Origin of the sequence: Pediococcus acidilactici (assembly GCA_024970065.1) — a bacterium.
GTDB lineage: Bacteria > Bacillota > Bacilli > Lactobacillales > Lactobacillaceae > Pediococcus > Pediococcus acidilactici_A.
Genome location: CP103908.1, coordinates 921,270 through 937,877 on the forward strand (window position 1 = coordinate 921,270; position 16,608 = coordinate 937,877).

The 16,608-nt window shown below is 40.5% G+C and carries 19 protein-coding genes; 15 read left to right on the plus strand and 4 right to left on the minus strand.

The annotated features are described in order from the left end of the window. Nucleotides 1-6 precede the first annotated feature (6 nt). Nucleotides 7-765, plus strand: coding sequence for an enoyl-ACP reductase FabI (fabI, locus tag NYR25_04325; protein UWF34627.1), 759 nt, complete (start codon nt 7-9; stop codon nt 763-765). Between the two features lie 267 nt (nt 766-1,032). Here fabI and NYR25_04330 read toward each other — a convergent pair whose 3' ends face one another. Continuing rightward, nucleotides 1,033-1,722 (minus strand): CvpA family protein, encoded by a 690-nt coding sequence (locus NYR25_04330; GenBank protein UWF34628.1) that lies wholly within the window; start codon nt 1,720-1,722, stop codon nt 1,033-1,035. A gap of 701 nt (nt 1,723-2,423) precedes the next feature. Here NYR25_04330 and NYR25_04335 point away from each other — a divergent pair. Continuing rightward, nucleotides 2,424-3,593, plus strand: coding sequence for a hydroxymethylglutaryl-CoA synthase (locus NYR25_04335; protein ID UWF34629.1), 1,170 nt, complete (start codon nt 2,424-2,426; stop codon nt 3,591-3,593). A gap of 82 nt (nt 3,594-3,675) precedes the next feature. Here NYR25_04335 and NYR25_04340 read toward each other — a convergent pair whose 3' ends face one another. Then, entirely contained in the window at nt 3,676-4,281 is a 606-nt protein-coding gene (locus tag NYR25_04340) for a hypothetical protein (protein ID UWF34630.1), read from the minus strand. An 80-nt stretch (nt 4,282-4,361) separates the two neighbouring features. Further along, the gene (gene lexA, locus NYR25_04345; protein UWF34631.1) at nt 4,362-4,991 is read right to left on the minus strand and encodes a transcriptional repressor LexA; all 630 of its coding nucleotides are present in this window, start codon (nt 4,989-4,991) and stop codon (nt 4,362-4,364) included. Nucleotides 4,992-5,096: 105 nt separating this feature from the next. Between lexA and NYR25_04350 the strand changes: the two genes are divergently transcribed. Both NYR25_04350 and NYR25_04355 read left to right on the plus strand, forming a co-directional pair. Beyond that, a complete protein-coding gene (locus NYR25_04350) occupies nt 5,097-5,345 on the plus strand; it encodes a DUF896 domain-containing protein (GenBank protein UWF34632.1) in 249 nt (82 codons plus the stop codon). 69 nt (nt 5,346-5,414) lie between these two features. Next, on the plus strand, nt 5,415-5,636 hold the full coding sequence (locus NYR25_04355; GenBank protein UWF34633.1) for a YneF family protein: 222 nt from the start codon (nt 5,415-5,417) through the stop codon (nt 5,634-5,636). Between the two features lie 11 nt (nt 5,637-5,647). Here the strand turns inward: NYR25_04355 and NYR25_04360 are convergent, their stop codons facing one another. Then, complete coding sequence (locus tag NYR25_04360) at nt 5,648-6,295, minus strand: 1-acyl-sn-glycerol-3-phosphate acyltransferase (protein ID UWF34634.1); 648 nt, start codon at nt 6,293-6,295, stop codon at nt 5,648-5,650. A 74-nt stretch (nt 6,296-6,369) separates the two neighbouring features. Here NYR25_04360 and NYR25_04365 point away from each other — a divergent pair, with 74 nt between their 5' ends. From NYR25_04365 to NYR25_04415, 11 genes are all read left to right on the plus strand, one after another. Next, a complete protein-coding gene (locus NYR25_04365; GenBank protein UWF34635.1) occupies nt 6,370-7,122 on the plus strand; it encodes a tRNA1(Val) (adenine(37)-N6)-methyltransferase in 753 nt (250 codons plus the stop codon). Beyond that, nucleotides 7,106-7,402 (plus strand): GIY-YIG nuclease family protein, encoded by a 297-nt coding sequence (locus tag NYR25_04370; protein UWF34636.1) that lies wholly within the window; start codon nt 7,106-7,108, stop codon nt 7,400-7,402. The genes NYR25_04365 and NYR25_04370 overlap by 17 nt, the downstream gene beginning before the upstream one ends. 43 nt (nt 7,403-7,445) lie before the next feature. Next, nucleotides 7,446-8,441 carry a D-2-hydroxyacid dehydrogenase gene (locus NYR25_04375; protein UWF34637.1) on the plus strand — a complete coding sequence of 332 codons (996 nt, stop codon included), beginning with the start codon at nt 7,446-7,448 and terminating at the stop codon, nt 8,439-8,441. Between the two features lie 161 nt (nt 8,442-8,602). Then, nucleotides 8,603-9,388 carry a 30S ribosomal protein S2 gene (gene rpsB, locus NYR25_04380; protein ID UWF34638.1) on the plus strand — a complete coding sequence of 262 codons (786 nt, stop codon included), beginning with the start codon at nt 8,603-8,605 and terminating at the stop codon, nt 9,386-9,388. A 115-nt stretch (nt 9,389-9,503) separates the two neighbouring features. Then, entirely contained in the window at nt 9,504-10,382 is an 879-nt protein-coding gene (gene tsf / locus NYR25_04385) for a translation elongation factor Ts (GenBank protein ID UWF34639.1), read from the plus strand. 159 nt (nt 10,383-10,541) lie between these two features. Then, nucleotides 10,542-11,264, plus strand: a complete 723-nt coding sequence (pyrH, locus tag NYR25_04390; protein UWF34640.1) for a UMP kinase — start codon at nt 10,542-10,544, stop codon at nt 11,262-11,264. A gap of 1 nt (nt 11,265) precedes the next feature. Continuing rightward, complete coding sequence (gene frr / locus NYR25_04395) at nt 11,266-11,826, plus strand: ribosome recycling factor (GenBank protein UWF34641.1); 561 nt, start codon at nt 11,266-11,268, stop codon at nt 11,824-11,826. Nucleotides 11,827-11,959: 133 nt separating this feature from the next. After that, a complete protein-coding gene (locus NYR25_04400; protein UWF34642.1) occupies nt 11,960-12,709 on the plus strand; it encodes an isoprenyl transferase in 750 nt (249 codons plus the stop codon). 10 nt (nt 12,710-12,719) lie between these two features. Next, nucleotides 12,720-13,505 carry a phosphatidate cytidylyltransferase gene (locus NYR25_04405; protein ID UWF34643.1) on the plus strand — a complete coding sequence of 262 codons (786 nt, stop codon included), beginning with the start codon at nt 12,720-12,722 and terminating at the stop codon, nt 13,503-13,505. 20 nt (nt 13,506-13,525) lie between these two features. Next, nucleotides 13,526-14,788, plus strand: a complete 1,263-nt coding sequence (rseP, locus tag NYR25_04410) for an RIP metalloprotease RseP (GenBank protein UWF34644.1) — start codon at nt 13,526-13,528, stop codon at nt 14,786-14,788. Nucleotides 14,789-14,816: 28 nt separating this feature from the next. Continuing rightward, on the plus strand, nt 14,817-16,532 hold the full coding sequence (locus NYR25_04415; protein ID UWF34645.1) for a proline--tRNA ligase: 1,716 nt from the start codon (nt 14,817-14,819) through the stop codon (nt 16,530-16,532). Nucleotides 16,533-16,608 lie beyond the last annotated feature (76 nt).

Consider the following 16,608-nt stretch of genomic DNA (forward strand, 5'->3'; position numbering starts at 1 on the left):
ACCGATTTGGAAGGAATACTTAGTGGAAAAACAATTATTGTAATGGGCGTGGCCAATAAAAATAGTATCGCTTGGGGATGTACCCAAGCGATCATTAACCAAGGCGGCCGGGTCATTTTGACTTATCAAAACGATCGAATTAAAAAGAGTTTAGGCAAATTTGTAGCTCCCGACGTTCCCTTAGTGGAATGTGACGTGGCCGAAGATGAAAACATTGCAGCTGCTTTTGATAAAATCAAGGCGGAATATGGCGAAGTCGACGGAATTATTCACGCGATTGCCTTTGCTGACAAGGAAACCTTAGAAGGCGGCGTAATTAATACCAAAAAGGACGGCTACAATTTAGCACAGGACGTGAGTGCCTACTCATTGATCGCGGTATCTCGCTACGGTGCAAAAATTATGAAGAACTCGGGAAGCATTGTAACGCTAACATACTTTGGCTCTACCCGGGCAATCCCTAATTACAACATGATGGGAATTGCAAAAGCAGCGTTAGAATCTAGTGTACGTTATTTAGCAAGCGACCTTGGTGAACAACACATTCGGGTTAACGCAATTTCTGCTGGAGCAATTAAAACCTTAGCAGTTACGGGAATTAAGAAACACCGTGATCTACTAAAAGAATCTCAAAGCCGGACGGTGGATGGTGAAAACGTTACTACTGATGAAGTGGGAAACGTTGCGGCATTCTTAGTAAGTGATCTGGCAACCGGAGTAACGGGTGACGTGATTTACGTGGATAAAGGCGTGCACCTCGTTTAGGATTATTAAATTTGCAATTATTATCAATACTTTTAAAGCCGTAGCTAGAATGCTGCGGCTTTTTGTGGTGGGGTATTTTTAAAGAAGTGAAAAGTAGCGATAATTTTTAGAAATGCCTCGGAATAGTTAGTGGAACCATTGATATCCTAGATTTTATCGAAACTGCTAACAAAAAAGTTAGTGGGTAGTTCCGATGGACCTTTATTTTTCTTGTTAACTCTCACTAGCGGAATCGAACCGCTACGTGTCACCAGAGTGGGGGATACGTTATGGCCTAGCGTACTCATTTCCTCTAGGAGCTCGATGAGCACCCGAAGAATCAGCATCTTGTTGGCTAACGTATTGGTAATTACCAGGATTCTTAACTCTTGAATAGTACAAATCGCTGTCAGACACAAAAACCATACCAGGTCCAGCAACTGTCCAATCGCCTTCTTGAATGGAAGAAACTTCTTTGGTAGAAGATGAACTTACCTCGTTGCTTGATTCGTCAGCATCACTAGACGTTACAGAATCTGTATCTGATTCAGAACTAGCATCATCTGTATCGTAATCCTCGTCAGATGAAGTTTCTTCTGAGCTATCAGATTCGTCATCTATGTCATTATCGCTCGAAGAATCGTCTACATCTTCGTCGAAATCATCTTCATCACTTTCGTCTATATCCTCATCAGAATCATCTGAACTTTTAGCTACTTTTTCAGTTTTTGAACTATTAGTATCAGAAGATGGTGTCTCAGCAATTGCTATTCCAGTTATTAAAAGGATAACGCTAAAAAATCCGATAACTAGGGCAATGAGAGGTCTTCTATGGTAAAAATCCATAATAGGTTTTCTATAATGATAGATTGCCCAAATACCTAGTCCAATAATAATTATGTACCAGAATTTAATTAACAGAAAAAATAATATTACTATACCAACACAGCCCCAAAATCCTGTGCTTTCTTTTTGCAATTTGAACTCCTCCAAAAAGTTTCAGCTTTTAACGTCGTCAGTTTTTGGACTTATTTTTTACGAGCGGAGTCGAACCGCAATGTATCACCAGAGGAGGAGTATTTAGGAATTTTTTGCTCCCAATAATCATCAACATTAGGTTTAACGTCTTTGCTACTTATATTGGAAAGTTTCAGCTATTGTAATCGAAATCCTTTAATACCAAGTGACAATTTTTTGGTGTTTAATGATTTTTCCTTTATCATTTTGTGAGTTAACGTAGTATGAAATATTAAATTTTTACCTTGATTGGACCTATTAGAAGACTGGACATCGTTTAAAACACTCATCATTGTATTTTTCCAAGTGCTTATGACCATAAAACTTTTAGTAGTAATTTCATGCTAAGCGTGTTTTAGTCTTTTACATGTTTTAGTTTGCAGAACGCATCTTGTGGCGCTGTCTAAAATGCTTATTGATGTAGTTTGATTTTTTTTAAATATTGTATCGTTTTTGCAACCTCACAGTGTAAAATATATCAAAAATTTTACAATTACACCATGGTTTTCTTAAAAATGTATGTATAGTACGCCATTTATATAACTTTTGGAAAAACAACTAATAAACATTCAATTAAAATTTATTAATGCTTTTGATAAAGCCCGGCGCTTTTGCTAGAATTATTTGAATTAGTTCAACGTAAAAATTGGGAGGCACTAATTTTGAATATCGGAATTGATAAGATCAGTTTTTTTACTAGCGACCTTTATCTGCCAATGGAAGATTTGGCAAAGGCTCGTAATGAAGATCCGAATAAGTATTTGATCGGCATTGGGCAATCAAAACAGGCAGTCATTCGGAATTCGCAGGATGCGGTTACCTTAGCAGCCAATGCGGCTTGGCAAATTCTTGATGAAGAAGAGCGACAATCAATTGATTTGATTTTGTTTGGAACTGAGTCGGGAGTGGATAATTCGAAATCTGCGGCAGTTTACTTACAGTCGTTATTGGGGATTAACGCGCAGGCTAGTGGGGTGGAGCTTAAGCAAGCTTGCTTTGGACTCACTGCAGGAATCCAGTTGGCAATGGGACATATTGCTCTGCATCAACAAAGCAGAGTTTTACTCGTCGGTGCCGATATTGCCCGTTATGGAATTAAGACGGCTGGTGAGCCGACCCAAGGCGGTGGAGCAGTGGCCATGATTATGAGTGCAGAGCCAAGAATCTTAAAAATCAATCCAGAAAGCAGTCACTTAACGAAAGATATTATGGATTTTTGGCGACCGCTTTACCGTAGTGAAGCATTGGTCGACGGGCATTATTCATCGCAAGAGTTTATCGACTTCTTTCAAAGTACTTTCCAAGGCTACTTAGACAAAACGGGACAAGAACTTGCTGACTTTGCAGCTTTGATTTTCCATTTACCATACACCAAGATGGGATTGAAGGCGCTTCGGAGTGCTTTAGAACAGGTGCCGGCTAGTGAAGCTACGGAAGGACTTTTAGCACGTTTTGAGGATAGCCGACAATTAAATCGTGAAGTCGGTAATTTGTATACGGGGTCACTGTATCTTAGTTTAATTTCGCTATTGCAAGCTCGTTCCTTACGTGGGGGCGACCAAATTGGACTCTTTAGTTACGGTTCCGGAGCAGAGGGAGAATTTTATACTGGTGAAGTAGTTGCGAACTACGAAAAAATGATTAATACCAATATTCAAGAGCAATTAAATAATCGTCAGCCAGTTAGCGTGGCTAAGTATGAAGAAATTTACAGCAGTTTTATGGAAGCCCAACCGGCTGATTTTACAACAGACTATCAGAATGATCCTGCGCGTTTCGTATTGAAGGGCCAACTGGATCAGCAACGGCAATACGAAGAACGGAACAAATAACTTTAGGCATTTTGACAAATAATAAAGGAGACCTCATTGCTGAGATCTCCTTTATTATTATGGTTAAAATTACCAAGTCATTTTATGAAAGTGCGTCTTCAATCACTTTACCATCTTTAACAGTTAACATAGGCTGCTCGCTGTTAGGTTGTAAAAGTTTTATTGTATATCCCGAGCCTAATTCCTTTTTCAAAGAATTAGAAAGTCCCGTAAACTGCTTTTTTAAACTAGCATAGCTATCCTTATCAATGGTACGCGGATCCTTTACCCAGGCACTAAAGGCCTTCTTAGTATCCGCATCGGTTGGTTTAACTACAAAAGTTTTTTGAGCAGAGTTAAACGTGAGGTCGCCAAGCGATTTCAAATTTTTCTTAAGACTAGCAGTAATGTTTCTTTCTTTAGCAGCTTGTTGGGATGCCGCCTGACTATCACTGTTCATTTTTTCAAATTTGTCATCTTTAATTGAAGCTTCTTTACTTTTCTTACTAGCTAAATGTGAGCTTGCAGTACTAGCTGAAGTAGATGGCTTTTCGTGCATGACTTTGTCGCCCGAAAAAATAACGAGCGCTAAAGGAATCACAAAAAGAAGGATTGCCCCAAAAATGGACTCACGGCTGCGAATTGAAGAATGTAGTTTAAAAAGACTAAGTATTAACGCGATTGATGCTAAAACTAAAACATATAACATAATGTCCTCCGAAATGATTCATTGCCTTGACCATTAGTATGACGGGTATAGGCGCAGAAATCAATAGATAACTATTAATTTTAGTATATATCGCTTCTAAATAGTCCCACTACTTTGCCCAAAATGGTGACATTATCTAAAATGATTGGGCTCATGGTGTCATTTTCGGGTTGCAAGCGGATGTGGTCACTTTCTTTAAAGAATCGTTTACAGGTCGCTTCATTTTCGTCAGTCATGGCAATTACAATTTCACCGTTATCAGCAGTTGACTGTTTGCGAACAATTACTTGATCACCCGATAGAATACCCGCGTTAATCATACTTTCACCGCGAATAGTCAACATGAAGAGGTCGCTGCTTTCGTTTTTAAATTCTGGTGGGACGGGGAAAAAGTCGGTTGCTTCTTCAACTGCTAAGATAGGTTCCCCAGCAGTAACCACTCCTAAGACGGGGATTTGCTCACCGTCTGCTTGGATGCCGAGCGCTTCTAATCCCTGAGCAGTAATTTCTAGCGCCCGGGGCTTAGTGGGATCCTTTTCTAGATAACCATTTTTTTGCAGACGATCAATATGCCCATGGACCGTCGATGTTGAAGATAGGCCGATTGCCTTTCCGATTTCTCGAACGGTAGGCGGATAACCTTGCGCTTGGACCGTTTGATAGATATACTCAAGAACGTTAAGTTGCTTCGTACTCAGATTCTTTATCATTTTTTCACCCCACGAATATTTGTTATAATTTTAACATAGACAAGTGAACTTCTCAAACAGATGTTCGTATTTTGTTCAATGAAATAATAAAAGGAGTAATCAATAATGGCAGACCAAGAAATGCAAAAGCTAATCAAACGGATTAATGAATTAGCAAAAAAGGCAAAGGAAGAAGGACTGACTGAGCTCGAAACTATCGAGCGAAAGGAACTCCGGCAAAAATACTTGAAACGTTTCCGGGAGAGTTTTCGGAGTCAAATCGAAATGATGAAGATTTTTGATAAGGACGGTAAGGAAGTAACTCCTGAAAAAGTGAAAAAAGTACAACGAAAAAAAGGCTTACGTGACGATTAAACGGGGCTTTTGTTTTTGTTCTTTTTTGTGTAAAATGAATAGGCAGACTGTTCACAAGGAGGATTGACAATGTCAACTGGAATTTGGATTATGATTGTGATTATCGCCGTTCTTGTTGGAGCAATTGGGGGCTTTTTCTTTGCACGTCGCTACATGGAAAATTACCTAAAGAACAACCCGCCAATTAACGAAGACATGCTTAGAACAATGATGCTTCAGATGGGGCAAAAGCCGTCGCAAAAAAAGCTTCATCAAATGATGACTGCAATGAAGAATCAATCGAAAAAATAAAAAAGCGTCCGTTATTTGGACGCTTTTTTTGTTTGGGAACGATCCGCCATATCAACGTATTGAAATGTGGGATCTAGCTCACGATCTAAAGCAGCAAAAGCAGCGTTTAAATCTTTTTCTAGTTGAGCGAGATTTTCATCGTTCATCCGAGTTTTACGATCAATTACGATGGGTTCCCCAAAATTAATTTGAATTTTCCGGCGGCTAAACAGTGCTTTAAAGGAAAGGGGACCTTGATAAACAGCGGGAACAATGGGAACGTTAGCGAGCTTGGCAATCACAAACGCACCATTTTTTAATTCCTGAGAATGCCGTGTTCCTGAAGGGAAGATAATTGTCGAAAGTTCGCCCTTTTTCAAAATCTTTACGGGAACTTTGATTGCGGAAGGTCCCGGATTTTGCCGATCAACGGGGAAAGCATTTAACTTAGTAATTAGCCATTTCAAGAAGCGGTTTTGGAACAATTCTTTTTTGGCCATAAAAGAAAAACGTTTTGGATAAGCTGCTAACGCGTACAAAACTGGATCTAGCCAGGTTCGATGTGGCGCGACCAACACGTACGAGCCGCTTGGCAACCGGTCTTTATGGTGGAACTGTGGGCGTCCATTAATGATTGTTAAAAGTCCGGAGACTAAATGTTTAATAAATGTATAAAACATAGAATAACCTTTGCTTTCAATTTGATATTAATTTGATTATATTATGAAGTAATGGGATTGAAAAGGAGTTTTAAATGGAAGTTAATTTAAATGCTGATGAGCGAATTGATCAGCTTTATCGCGATAATATTCAAATTATTCAAAGTCCACAGGTTTTTTCATTTTCACTAGATGCCGTATTATTGGCGAATTTCGCGGAGGTAAAGCAAAGTCGCACAGCGCAAATTGTGGATCTATGTGCCGGAAATGGCGCGGTAGGTCTCTTCTTGTCGAAAAAGACCGCCGGACATGTGACAATGGTAGAAATTCAGTCACGTTTAGCTGACATGGCCGAACGGAGTATCTTGCTTAACGACTTGAAAAAACGGTATCGAGTTTTGAATTTACCACTAGCAGATTCTTTGGGGACGATTAAAACGGACAGTATTGACAGCATCGTTTGTAACCCTCCATACTTTCCAAACCATCCGGACAGTAAGAAAAATCCTAACCAGTTTTTAGCGATTGCCCGGCATGAAATTACTACGTCCCTTAATGAAATTTTGGAAACCAGTCAAAAAATGTTGAAAATGAATGGAAAATTTTTCATGGTTCACCGTCCCGACCGCCTACCCGAGATTATTAATAATCTGACCCAAAATCGCCTCGCGCCCAAACGAATTCAATTTATTCATTCTCATGAAGGTGATGAAGCGAACATGGTCTTAATTGAAGCGATTAAAGATGGCAAACCAAACGGAGTTAGAATTTTGCCACCGATTATTACTTATGATGGGCTGGAATATTCACCGACAGTAAAGGAAATGTTATATGGAAGCACCAAGTGAAAACGGCTTTTATTTTTACGTGCTCTGGTGTGCGGACCAAACTTTATACACTGGCTATACAGTTAATTTAAAACAGCGCGTGGCACGGCACAATTCGGGGCAGGGTGCTAAATATACCCGAGTCTCCAAACGGCGTCCGGTTCAGCTGCTTTATTATGAAAGTTTTGACAACCAGCACGATGCAATGAGTGCGGAATACTTTTTTAAAAAACAAAGTCGCAAAGAGAAACTTAAATATTTAAAAAATAATGGGGTTATAGTAACCACTTTCTCACATTAGTGGTACATTTATATTGATTAAAAAAGAAAGGGGTAATATTACAATGAAGATTATTGCTTATGGAATTCGTGATGATGAAAAACCCTATTTAGATGAATGGGTAGCAAAGAACCATATTGAAGTTAAGGCGGTTCCTGATTTATTAGATTCTAGCAACATTGATCTAGCAAAGGATTACGATGGCGTAGTTGCTTACCAACAAAAACCTTACACCGCTGATTTGTTCGATAAGATGCACGAATTTGGTATTCACGCATTTTCACTGCGTAACGTCGGAGTTGATAACGTTCCCGCAGATGCGCTTCAAAAAAATGACATTAAAATTTCTAACGTTCCGGCATATTCTCCAAGAGCAATTGCTGAATTGTCAGTTACACAACTGTTAGCATTACTCCGTAAGATTCCTGAATTTGAATATAAAATGGCTCACGGCGACTTCCGTTGGGAACCAGATATTGGGTTAGAACTTAACCAAATGACCGTTGGGGTAATTGGTACCGGACGGATTGGGCGCGCTGCAATTGATATTTTTAAAGGGTTTGGCGCAAAAGTGATTGCGTACGATGTTTTTCGTAATCCTGCACTAGAAAAGGAAGGCATGTATGTAGACACTTTAGAAGAACTCTATCAACAAGCGAACGTGATTACGCTCCACGTTCCAGCCCTGAAGGATAATTACCACATGTTGGATGAAAAGGCCTTTGGTCAAATGCAAGATGGAACCTTTATCCTAAACTTTGCGCGGGGGACTTTAGTTGATACACCTGCACTTTTAAAGGCGTTGGATAGTGGTAAAGTTGCTGGAGCTGCGCTAGATACTTACGAAAACGAAGTCGGCATTTTTGATGTCGATCATGGTGATCAACCAATTGATGACCCAGTCTTTAACGATTTGATGAGTCGCCGCAACGTAATGATCACGCCACACGCTGCCTTCTATACTCGTCCGGCAGTTAAAAACATGGTTCAAATTGCCTTAGACAATAACCGAGATTTAATTGAAAAGAACTCTTCGAAAAACGAAGTCAAGTTTGACTAGTTTTTCTGCTTGAAATGAATTTTAAGGTAAGGTAAAATTGTATTCGGCCTATGAGGTCAAAAACACACTTGGTTGGAAGTCAAAGGCGTGCTTTGGGGGCACACCCTCAAAGTCCTGAGACCGTAGATAGCCAAGGAGGAAAAAACTAGGAGGAAAATAACATGTCTGTTATTTCGATGAAACAATTGCTTGAAGCAGGTGTACATTTCGGACACCAAACCCGTCGCTGGAACCCTAAGATGAAGCCATTCATTTTTACTGAACGGAATGGTATTTACATCATTGATTTGCAAAAGACCGTTAAGTTGATTGACAATGCTTACAACTTTGTTAAAGACGTTGCTGCAAATGATGGGGTTGTTCTTTTTGTTGGTACTAAGAAGCAAGCACAAACTGCTATCGAAGAAGAAGCAAAACGTGCTGGTCAATTCTACGTTAACCATCGTTGGTTAGGTGGAACACTTACTAACTGGAACACAATCCAAAAACGGATCAAGCGTTTGAAGGATCTTAAGAAGATGGAAGAAGATGGTACTTTTGACCGTCTACCTAAGAAAGAAGTAGCCCTTCTTAACAAGCAAAAAGAAAAGCTTGAAAAATTCTTGGGTGGTATCGAAGACATGCCACACATTCCAGATGTATTGTTTGTTGTTGACCCTCGCAAGGAACAAATTGCAATCAAGGAAGCTCAAAAATTGAATATTCCGGTTGTAGCTATGGTCGACACCAATACTGATCCAGATCAAGTTGACGTAATTATTCCATCAAATGATGATGCTATCCGTGCCGTTCGTTTGATTACTTCTAAGATGGCTGACGCCGTTGTTGAAGGTCGTCAAGGTGAAGATGATGAAGCTGCTCAACAAGAAGAAGTTGCTGAAGGCGTAAGCAAAGATTCCCTTGAAGACTTGAAGAAGACGGTTGAAGAAGGAAGCAACGAAGAATAATTCTCACTTAGGCTGTTGCAATTTAAGACCTTTATGGCCTGAGATTTAGCACAGCCTTTTTTTACGGTTTCATAAAATTAAGATTTAATTATTAAATGCTAAGGAGGCCATAAAAATGGCAAGTATTTCAGCTAAACAAGTAAAAGAATTGCGCGACAAAATTGGTGTCGGAATGATGGATGCTAAAAAAGCATTAGTAGCCAGCGATGGTGACATGGACAAGGCTGTTGATTTCCTTCGTGAAAAGGGAATTGCTAAAGCTGCTAAGAAAAGCGACCGTGTAGCTGCTGAAGGTCTTGCAGATGTTGAAATGCACGATAACACTGCGGCAATCGTTGAAGTTAACTCTGAAACTGACTTCGTTGCTTCAAACGACCGCTTTATCGACCTTGTTAAGGAAATTGCATCACAAGTTGCTCTTGAAAAGCCAGCTAGTGTTGAAGATGCACTTAAATTGAAATCACCAAAGGGCACTTTAAACGATGACATTATTGAAGCAACTCAAGTTATCGGTGAAAAGATTTCTCTTCGTCGTTTTGCAACTCTTGAAAAGGGTGAAAACGAACACTTCGGTGCTTACTTACACATGGGTGGTAAAATTGCTGCTCTCGTATTATTAGAAGGTGCTGACGAAGAAACTGCTAAAGATGTTGCTATGCACGTTGCAGCAATCAATCCTAAGTACGTTAACCGCGACGAAGTTCCAAGTGACGTTCTTGATCACGAACGCGAAGTACTTACTAAAGAAGCTGAAGGTGAAGGCAAGCCAGCTAACATCATCGAAAAGATGGTGGAAGGTCGCTTGAACAAGTTCTTAGCAGAAGTTAGCTTGGATGACCAAGAATTTGTTAAGGATCCAGACCAAACAGTTGCTAAGTACGTTGCTTCTAAGGGTGGAAAAGTTAAGTCATTCATCCGTTACGAAGTTGGCGAAGGAATTGAAAAGCAAACGGTTGATTTTGCTGAAGAAGTTCGTAAGGAAATGGGCCAATAAAAATCATTATCTTGCAAAAATCACGGTTGCGATAGGCGCCGTGATTTTTTTTGTGGGTGATGGAAAGATTTGGCATCGCAGTTATAAAGGAACTTAATGACCCTGAACCACATTTGTGATAAAATTTATTGAAGGTAAAAAAACATAGGAGGCCGTAAAATGTCTGAGGTTAAATACAAGCGAGTAATCATGAAGCTGAGCGGTGAGGCGCTAGCTGGTGAAAAGGGAACGGGAATAAACCCGCCTGTAATCCAAAAAGTGGCCGAAGAACTTCGGGACGTACATGACCTAGGAGTACAAATTGCAATCGTCGTCGGCGGTGGTAACATGTGGCGAGGCGAAACTGGTGAAGAACTTGGAATGGAACGAGTTCAAGCTGACTACATTGGGATGCTAGGAACGGTTATGAACGCTCTAGCATTGCAAGATAGTTTGGAATCCTTAGGAGTACCCACTCGCGTGCAAACGTCAATTGAAATGCGTCAAATTGCGGAACCATATATTCGACGCAAAGCAGTTCGTCATCTAGAAAAAAATCGGATCGTGATTTTTGCGGCCGGCACTGGTAGCCCATATTTCTCAACGGATACGACTTCCGCACTACGGGCAGCTGAAATTGGAGCAGAAGCTATTTTAATGGCCAAGAACGGGGTTGATGGAATTTACTCCGCAGATCCTAACGTGGATCCAAACGCCGTTAAATTTGAAAGTTTAACTCACATGGATATCATTGATAAGGGCTTACACGTGATGGATACCACTGCAAGCTCATTATCAATGGAAAATGACATTCCTTTGGTAGTCTTTAATTTAAACCAACCAGGAAACATTAAAAAGGTAGTTGCTGGTGAAAATATTGGAACAACAGTAAGGGGAGAATAAATTGGCAAATAACGAAATACTTAAAACAGCTGAAGAAAAAATGCATAAAGCACACCAAGCTTTAGAACGCGACTTAGGTTCGATTCGGGCTGGCCGTGCAAACGCGTCCCTACTAGACCGAGTTACGGTAGATTACTATGGAGCACCAACGCCTTTAAATCAAATGGCCTCCATTAGTATTCCAGAACCACGGGTGTTGTTAATCACGCCGTACGATAAAAGTGTTTTAAATGATATTGAGCAAGCGTTACTAGTTGCTGATTTGGGAATCAATCCCGCTAACGACGGTAGTGCAATTCGCCTAGTAATTCCGCAACTGACGGAAGAAACTCGTAAAGAGTTGGCTAAGGACGTTAAAGCTGAAGGTGAAAAAGGTAAGGTGGCAATTCGAAACGTTCGTCGCGAAGCAATGGAAGCTTTGAAAAAAGCTCACAAGAACGGTGATTACAACGATGACGAATTCCACGACTTAGAAAAACAAGCTCAAGATATTACGGATAAAGCCATCAAAAAAGTTGAAGAAATCGTGGCTAATAAAGAAAAAGAAGTGCTTGAAGGATAAAGTTAATTTGAAGTGATTTTTAGAGTTAAAACTGGGCCGCAGGGTTGTTTTAACTCTTTTATTTTCACGGGAAAATGATTTTATGCCCTTTTTTTGGTAAAATAATAACCATTAACTTGGAGGCTTCTTTTAAATGAAAGCAAATCAGCAAAGTAAGATAACGTTAAATGAAAACATTCCTAACCACGTTGCCATTATTATGGATGGTAATGGACGCTGGGCGCAACGGCGGTTCATGCCCCGGGTTGCGGGTCATAAACGGGGAATGGAAGTGGTGAAGACAATCACTAAAGCAGCAAGCAACTTGGGTGTGAAGGTGCTGACCTTGTACGCATTTTCCACGGAAAATTGGAAACGGCCGCAGGATGAAGTGTCGTTTTTAATGAAACTTCCAATCACCTTTTTTGATACCTTTGTTCCCGAATTAGTGGAACAAGGAGTGCGGGTGAAAGTAACTGGTAATGTTGAAGGATTACCACAGGCAACGCAAGATGCGGTAACGCGAGCAATTAGTGATACGGCTCATGGCACCAAGATGATTCTGAATTTTGCCTTGAACTACGGTAGTCGAGACGAACTTACTCAAATGACGCGATCAATTGCACAACAGGTTGCTAACGGAGAAATTGTGCCCGAAGCAATTGATGAAAAGTTAATTGCGCAAAACTTACAAACCAGCTTCTTAGGCGAACTGGCCGATCCAGATTTGTTGATTCGGACTAGTGGTGAAGAACGCATTTCAAACTTTCTGCTATGGCAAATTGCGTACAGTGAACTAGTTTTTACGGATACGTTATGGCCAGATTTCAACGAACAAACCTTTATGGAAATGATTAAAGAGTATCAAAAACGCGACCGTCGTTTTGGTGCAATTAAAAAGTGAGGAATTAGTTTTGAAGCAAAGAGTAATTACGGCCATTGTGGCTTTAATAATTTTTATTCCAATTATCCTACTTGGAGGACCGTTTATTGAAATTGCTGCCCTAGTATTGGCTGGAGTTGCCATGAGTGAAGTCTTAATTATGAAAAAGATTTTATTGGTTTCTCCGGAAGCAATTTTAAGTATTTTGGGTACTTTATTTTTAGTGGCACCAAAAGGGTGGTTACAAGATTTACCCAGTCAGATAAATACTCCAGCAGTCTTTATGGCGTTTGCAATCGCCTTGATGGTTCGTACCGTGTTTAGCAAGAACCGGTTTAACTTTGATGATGCTGGAATTTTGGCTTTAACAATGCTTTATATAGGTGTAGGTTTTAACTTGTTTGTCCAAGCCCGGACGGTCGGGTTAGGAATGATCCTATACCTGTTATTGACCGTTTGGTGTACGGATAGTGGCGCATATTTAGTGGGCCGAAAACTAGGAAAAAGAAAGCTTGCTCCCCAAATCAGTCCTAATAAAACTTGGGAGGGGTCGATAGGTGGAACCGTTGTGGCGGTGATTGTCGGAATAATCTTCTCGATGTTAGGGGCGATTAACCACGGCATTGCTGCGACTATTCTATTTAGCTTAGTCCTTTCGATTGCCGGACAAATGGGTGATTTAATTGAATCAGCCCTCAAACGGTTCTACGGAGTAAAAGATTCAGGAAAAATTTTGCCCGGACATGGTGGCATTTTAGATCGTTTTGATAGTTTGCTATTAGTCTTACCAATGGCATATCTGTTTGGTTTACTTTAACGACCAGTTAGGAGTTATTGATGATTACTACGGTAATTACTTTTTTGATTGTTTTTTGCATTTTAGTTATCGTTCATGAGTACGGTCATTTTTTGGCTGCGAAAAAGTCCGGTATTTTAGTGCGTGAATTTTCGGTAGGGATGGGCCCCAAGATTGTCGACCTAAAACGTCACGGGACTACCTTTACCTTGCGAATTCTCCCAATCGGCGGTTACGTACGGATGGCGGGCTTAGATGAAGAAGATGAAGAATTAAAAGCAGGGCAACCAGTAGTGTTAACGACCAATTCTGCGGGAGTAGTAACCACGATCAATACTTCGGAGAAGTTTCGTTCTACGGTCGGTGTACCGTTGGTCGTTACAAAGTTTGATTTACAAGATGAGCTTTTCATTGAGGGTTACGAAAATGGCGATGAGAGCGCAGTAAAACGTTGGTCAGTAGATCACGACGCAACCATCGTTGAAAAGGATGGGACTGAATTACGAATTGCACCGCGTGATGTTCAATTCCAGTCAGCTTCAGTTTGGCGGAGGTTATTAACTAACTTTGCGGGCCCGTTTAATAACTTTATTTTAGCAATCGTGGTGTTTGCGCTAATGGGGGTTTTACAAGGCGCGGTTCCAGCTAATTCAAACCAAGTTCAAGTGATTGATAATGGAATAGCTCAAAAGGCAGGGGTCAAAGACAACGACCGAATCATTGCCGTAAATAATCAAAAAACGCAGAATTGGTCAGCAATTTCAAAAGCCGTTTCCAGTCATCCTAACCAAAAAATTAAGCTTAAGCTACAAAAAAATGGAAAGACCCGTACAGTTCAAATCACGCCTAAAGCCGTTAATAATGGACAAAAGAAGGTCGGAATGATTGGTATCCAATCTTCGATGACTACTAACCTAGGGGCCCGGATAATGTACGGATTCACGGGAACTTGGCAAATGACTAAGGCCTTATTTGGTGCCTTAGCCCAGATGCTTCACGGTTTTAGCCTGAATGATTTAGGTGGTCCAGTGGCGATATACGCTACCACTTCAAAAGCTACTCAAGAAGGGTTAAATGCAGTTTTGTACATTCTCGGATTTTTATCCTTAAACTTAGGGATTGTCAATTTGTTGCCAATTCCTGCGTTAGATGGGGGCAAAATTTTGCTAAACTTAATTGAAGTAGTTCGGCGCAAGCCAATGAAAATGGAGACAGAGAATATGATTACGCTAGTTGGCTTTGGCTTCCTAATGCTGCTGATGCTACTAGTTACCTGGAACGACATTCAAAGATACTTTTTCTAAATGATTTAAAGGGAGTCGAATTGAAAATATGAAACAATCCAAGATTTTAATACCCACGGTAAAAGAAGTTCCAAATGATGCGGAAGTGCTTAGTCACAAGATGATGCTTCGTGCAGGTTACATTCGGCAAATTTCAGCCGGAATGTACGCTTATTTGCCAATGGCCTATAAGGTAATGGAAAAAATTAAGCGAATTATTCGCGAAGAAATGTCTGCGATTGATGCGGTAGAAATGCTCACCCCAGCGGTGTTACCTGCAGAGTTGTGGAAGAAGTCCGGTCGTTACGAAACTTATGGACAAGAATTATATAAGTTCAAAAATCGTCATGATCGGGACTTTATTTTAGGACCGACACACGAAGAAACGATGACAATGTTAATTCGGGATGAAGTAAAGTCTTATAAAAAGCTTCCGTTAACTTTGTACCAAATTCAAATGAAATACCGGGATGAAGATCGTCCCCGTTACGGATTGTTGCGTGGTCGTGAATTCCTAATGAGTGATGCGTACTCTTTCCATGCGGATGAAGAAACGCTCGACGAAAGTTTCCGTGCTTTTGAGAAAGCTTACCAAAATATTTTTGACCGTTGTGGTCTTAAATATCGTGAAATCGTGGGTGACGCCGGCGCAATGGGTGGCCACGATTCCAAAGAATTTTCCGCAATTGCATCAATTGGGGAAGATACCATTGCTTACTCAGAAGAAAGTGATTATGCTGCAAATCTAGAAATGGCAAGTAGCGTTTACAAAGATTTACAAATGCATGAAAACCCAGCTGAAATTGAAAAAGTGGCTACTGGTGATGCCCATTCAATTGACGAAGTTGCCGAAGAACTTGGCGTAGATGCGGGTCGCTTGATTAAGACCATGGTATTAATGGCCGATGATCAACCGGTATTGGCGTTGCTTCGGGGAAACGACCAACTTAACGAAGTCAAGTTAACTAATCTCTTACATGCTGATGAATTACGTGAAGCAACCGAAGAAGAAGTTAACCAATTAGCTGGTGCACATTTTGGAAACTTAGGACCTGTTTTCGATAAACGTCCGGAAGGGTTACAAATTGTGGCGGATAAATACGTTGAACAAATGGTGAATAGTGTGGTCGGTGCCAATGAAGATGACTACCATTACACAAACGTTAACGTCGGCCGCGATTTTGAAGTGGATCAATTTGCCGATATTCGAACGGTTGAAGAAGGCGAATTAGCCCCAGATGGTAAGGGCAAATTGAAATTTACTAAAGGAATTGAAATTGGTCACATCTTCAAAATTGGCACTAAGTATTCTAAAGCACTTGATGCAACTGTACTTGATCAAAACGGTCGGGCTATTCCCGTGATTATGGGTTGCTATGGGATTGGTGTAAGTCGGTTGCTATCCGCAGTTTCAGAACAACTAGCTGATGAAAATGGGCTAGTTTGGCCAAAGAATATCGCACCGTTTGACGTGCACGTTATTCCAGTTAATGCTAAAAATGACGAACAAATGCAAATTGCTGAACAAATTAATACGGAACTAGTCAAAGCGGGTTATGACGTGTTGATTGATGATCGTAAAGAACGGGCAGGCGTTAAGTTTGCGGATTCTGATTTAATTGGGATTCCATTACGAGTTACGGTTGGTAAAAAGGCTAGCGAAGGAATCGTAGAAGTTAAGTTACGGCAAACTGGTGAAACGGTCGAAGTTAAATTAGCGGAATTAAAGAATACGGTTGAAATCTTATTAAATCAAGCCCAATAAGATGGGTAAACTAAAAGCTGGGGGCACCCCGGCTTTTAATTGTTCATAACCCCAATCAGTTTATAGATGAATGTTA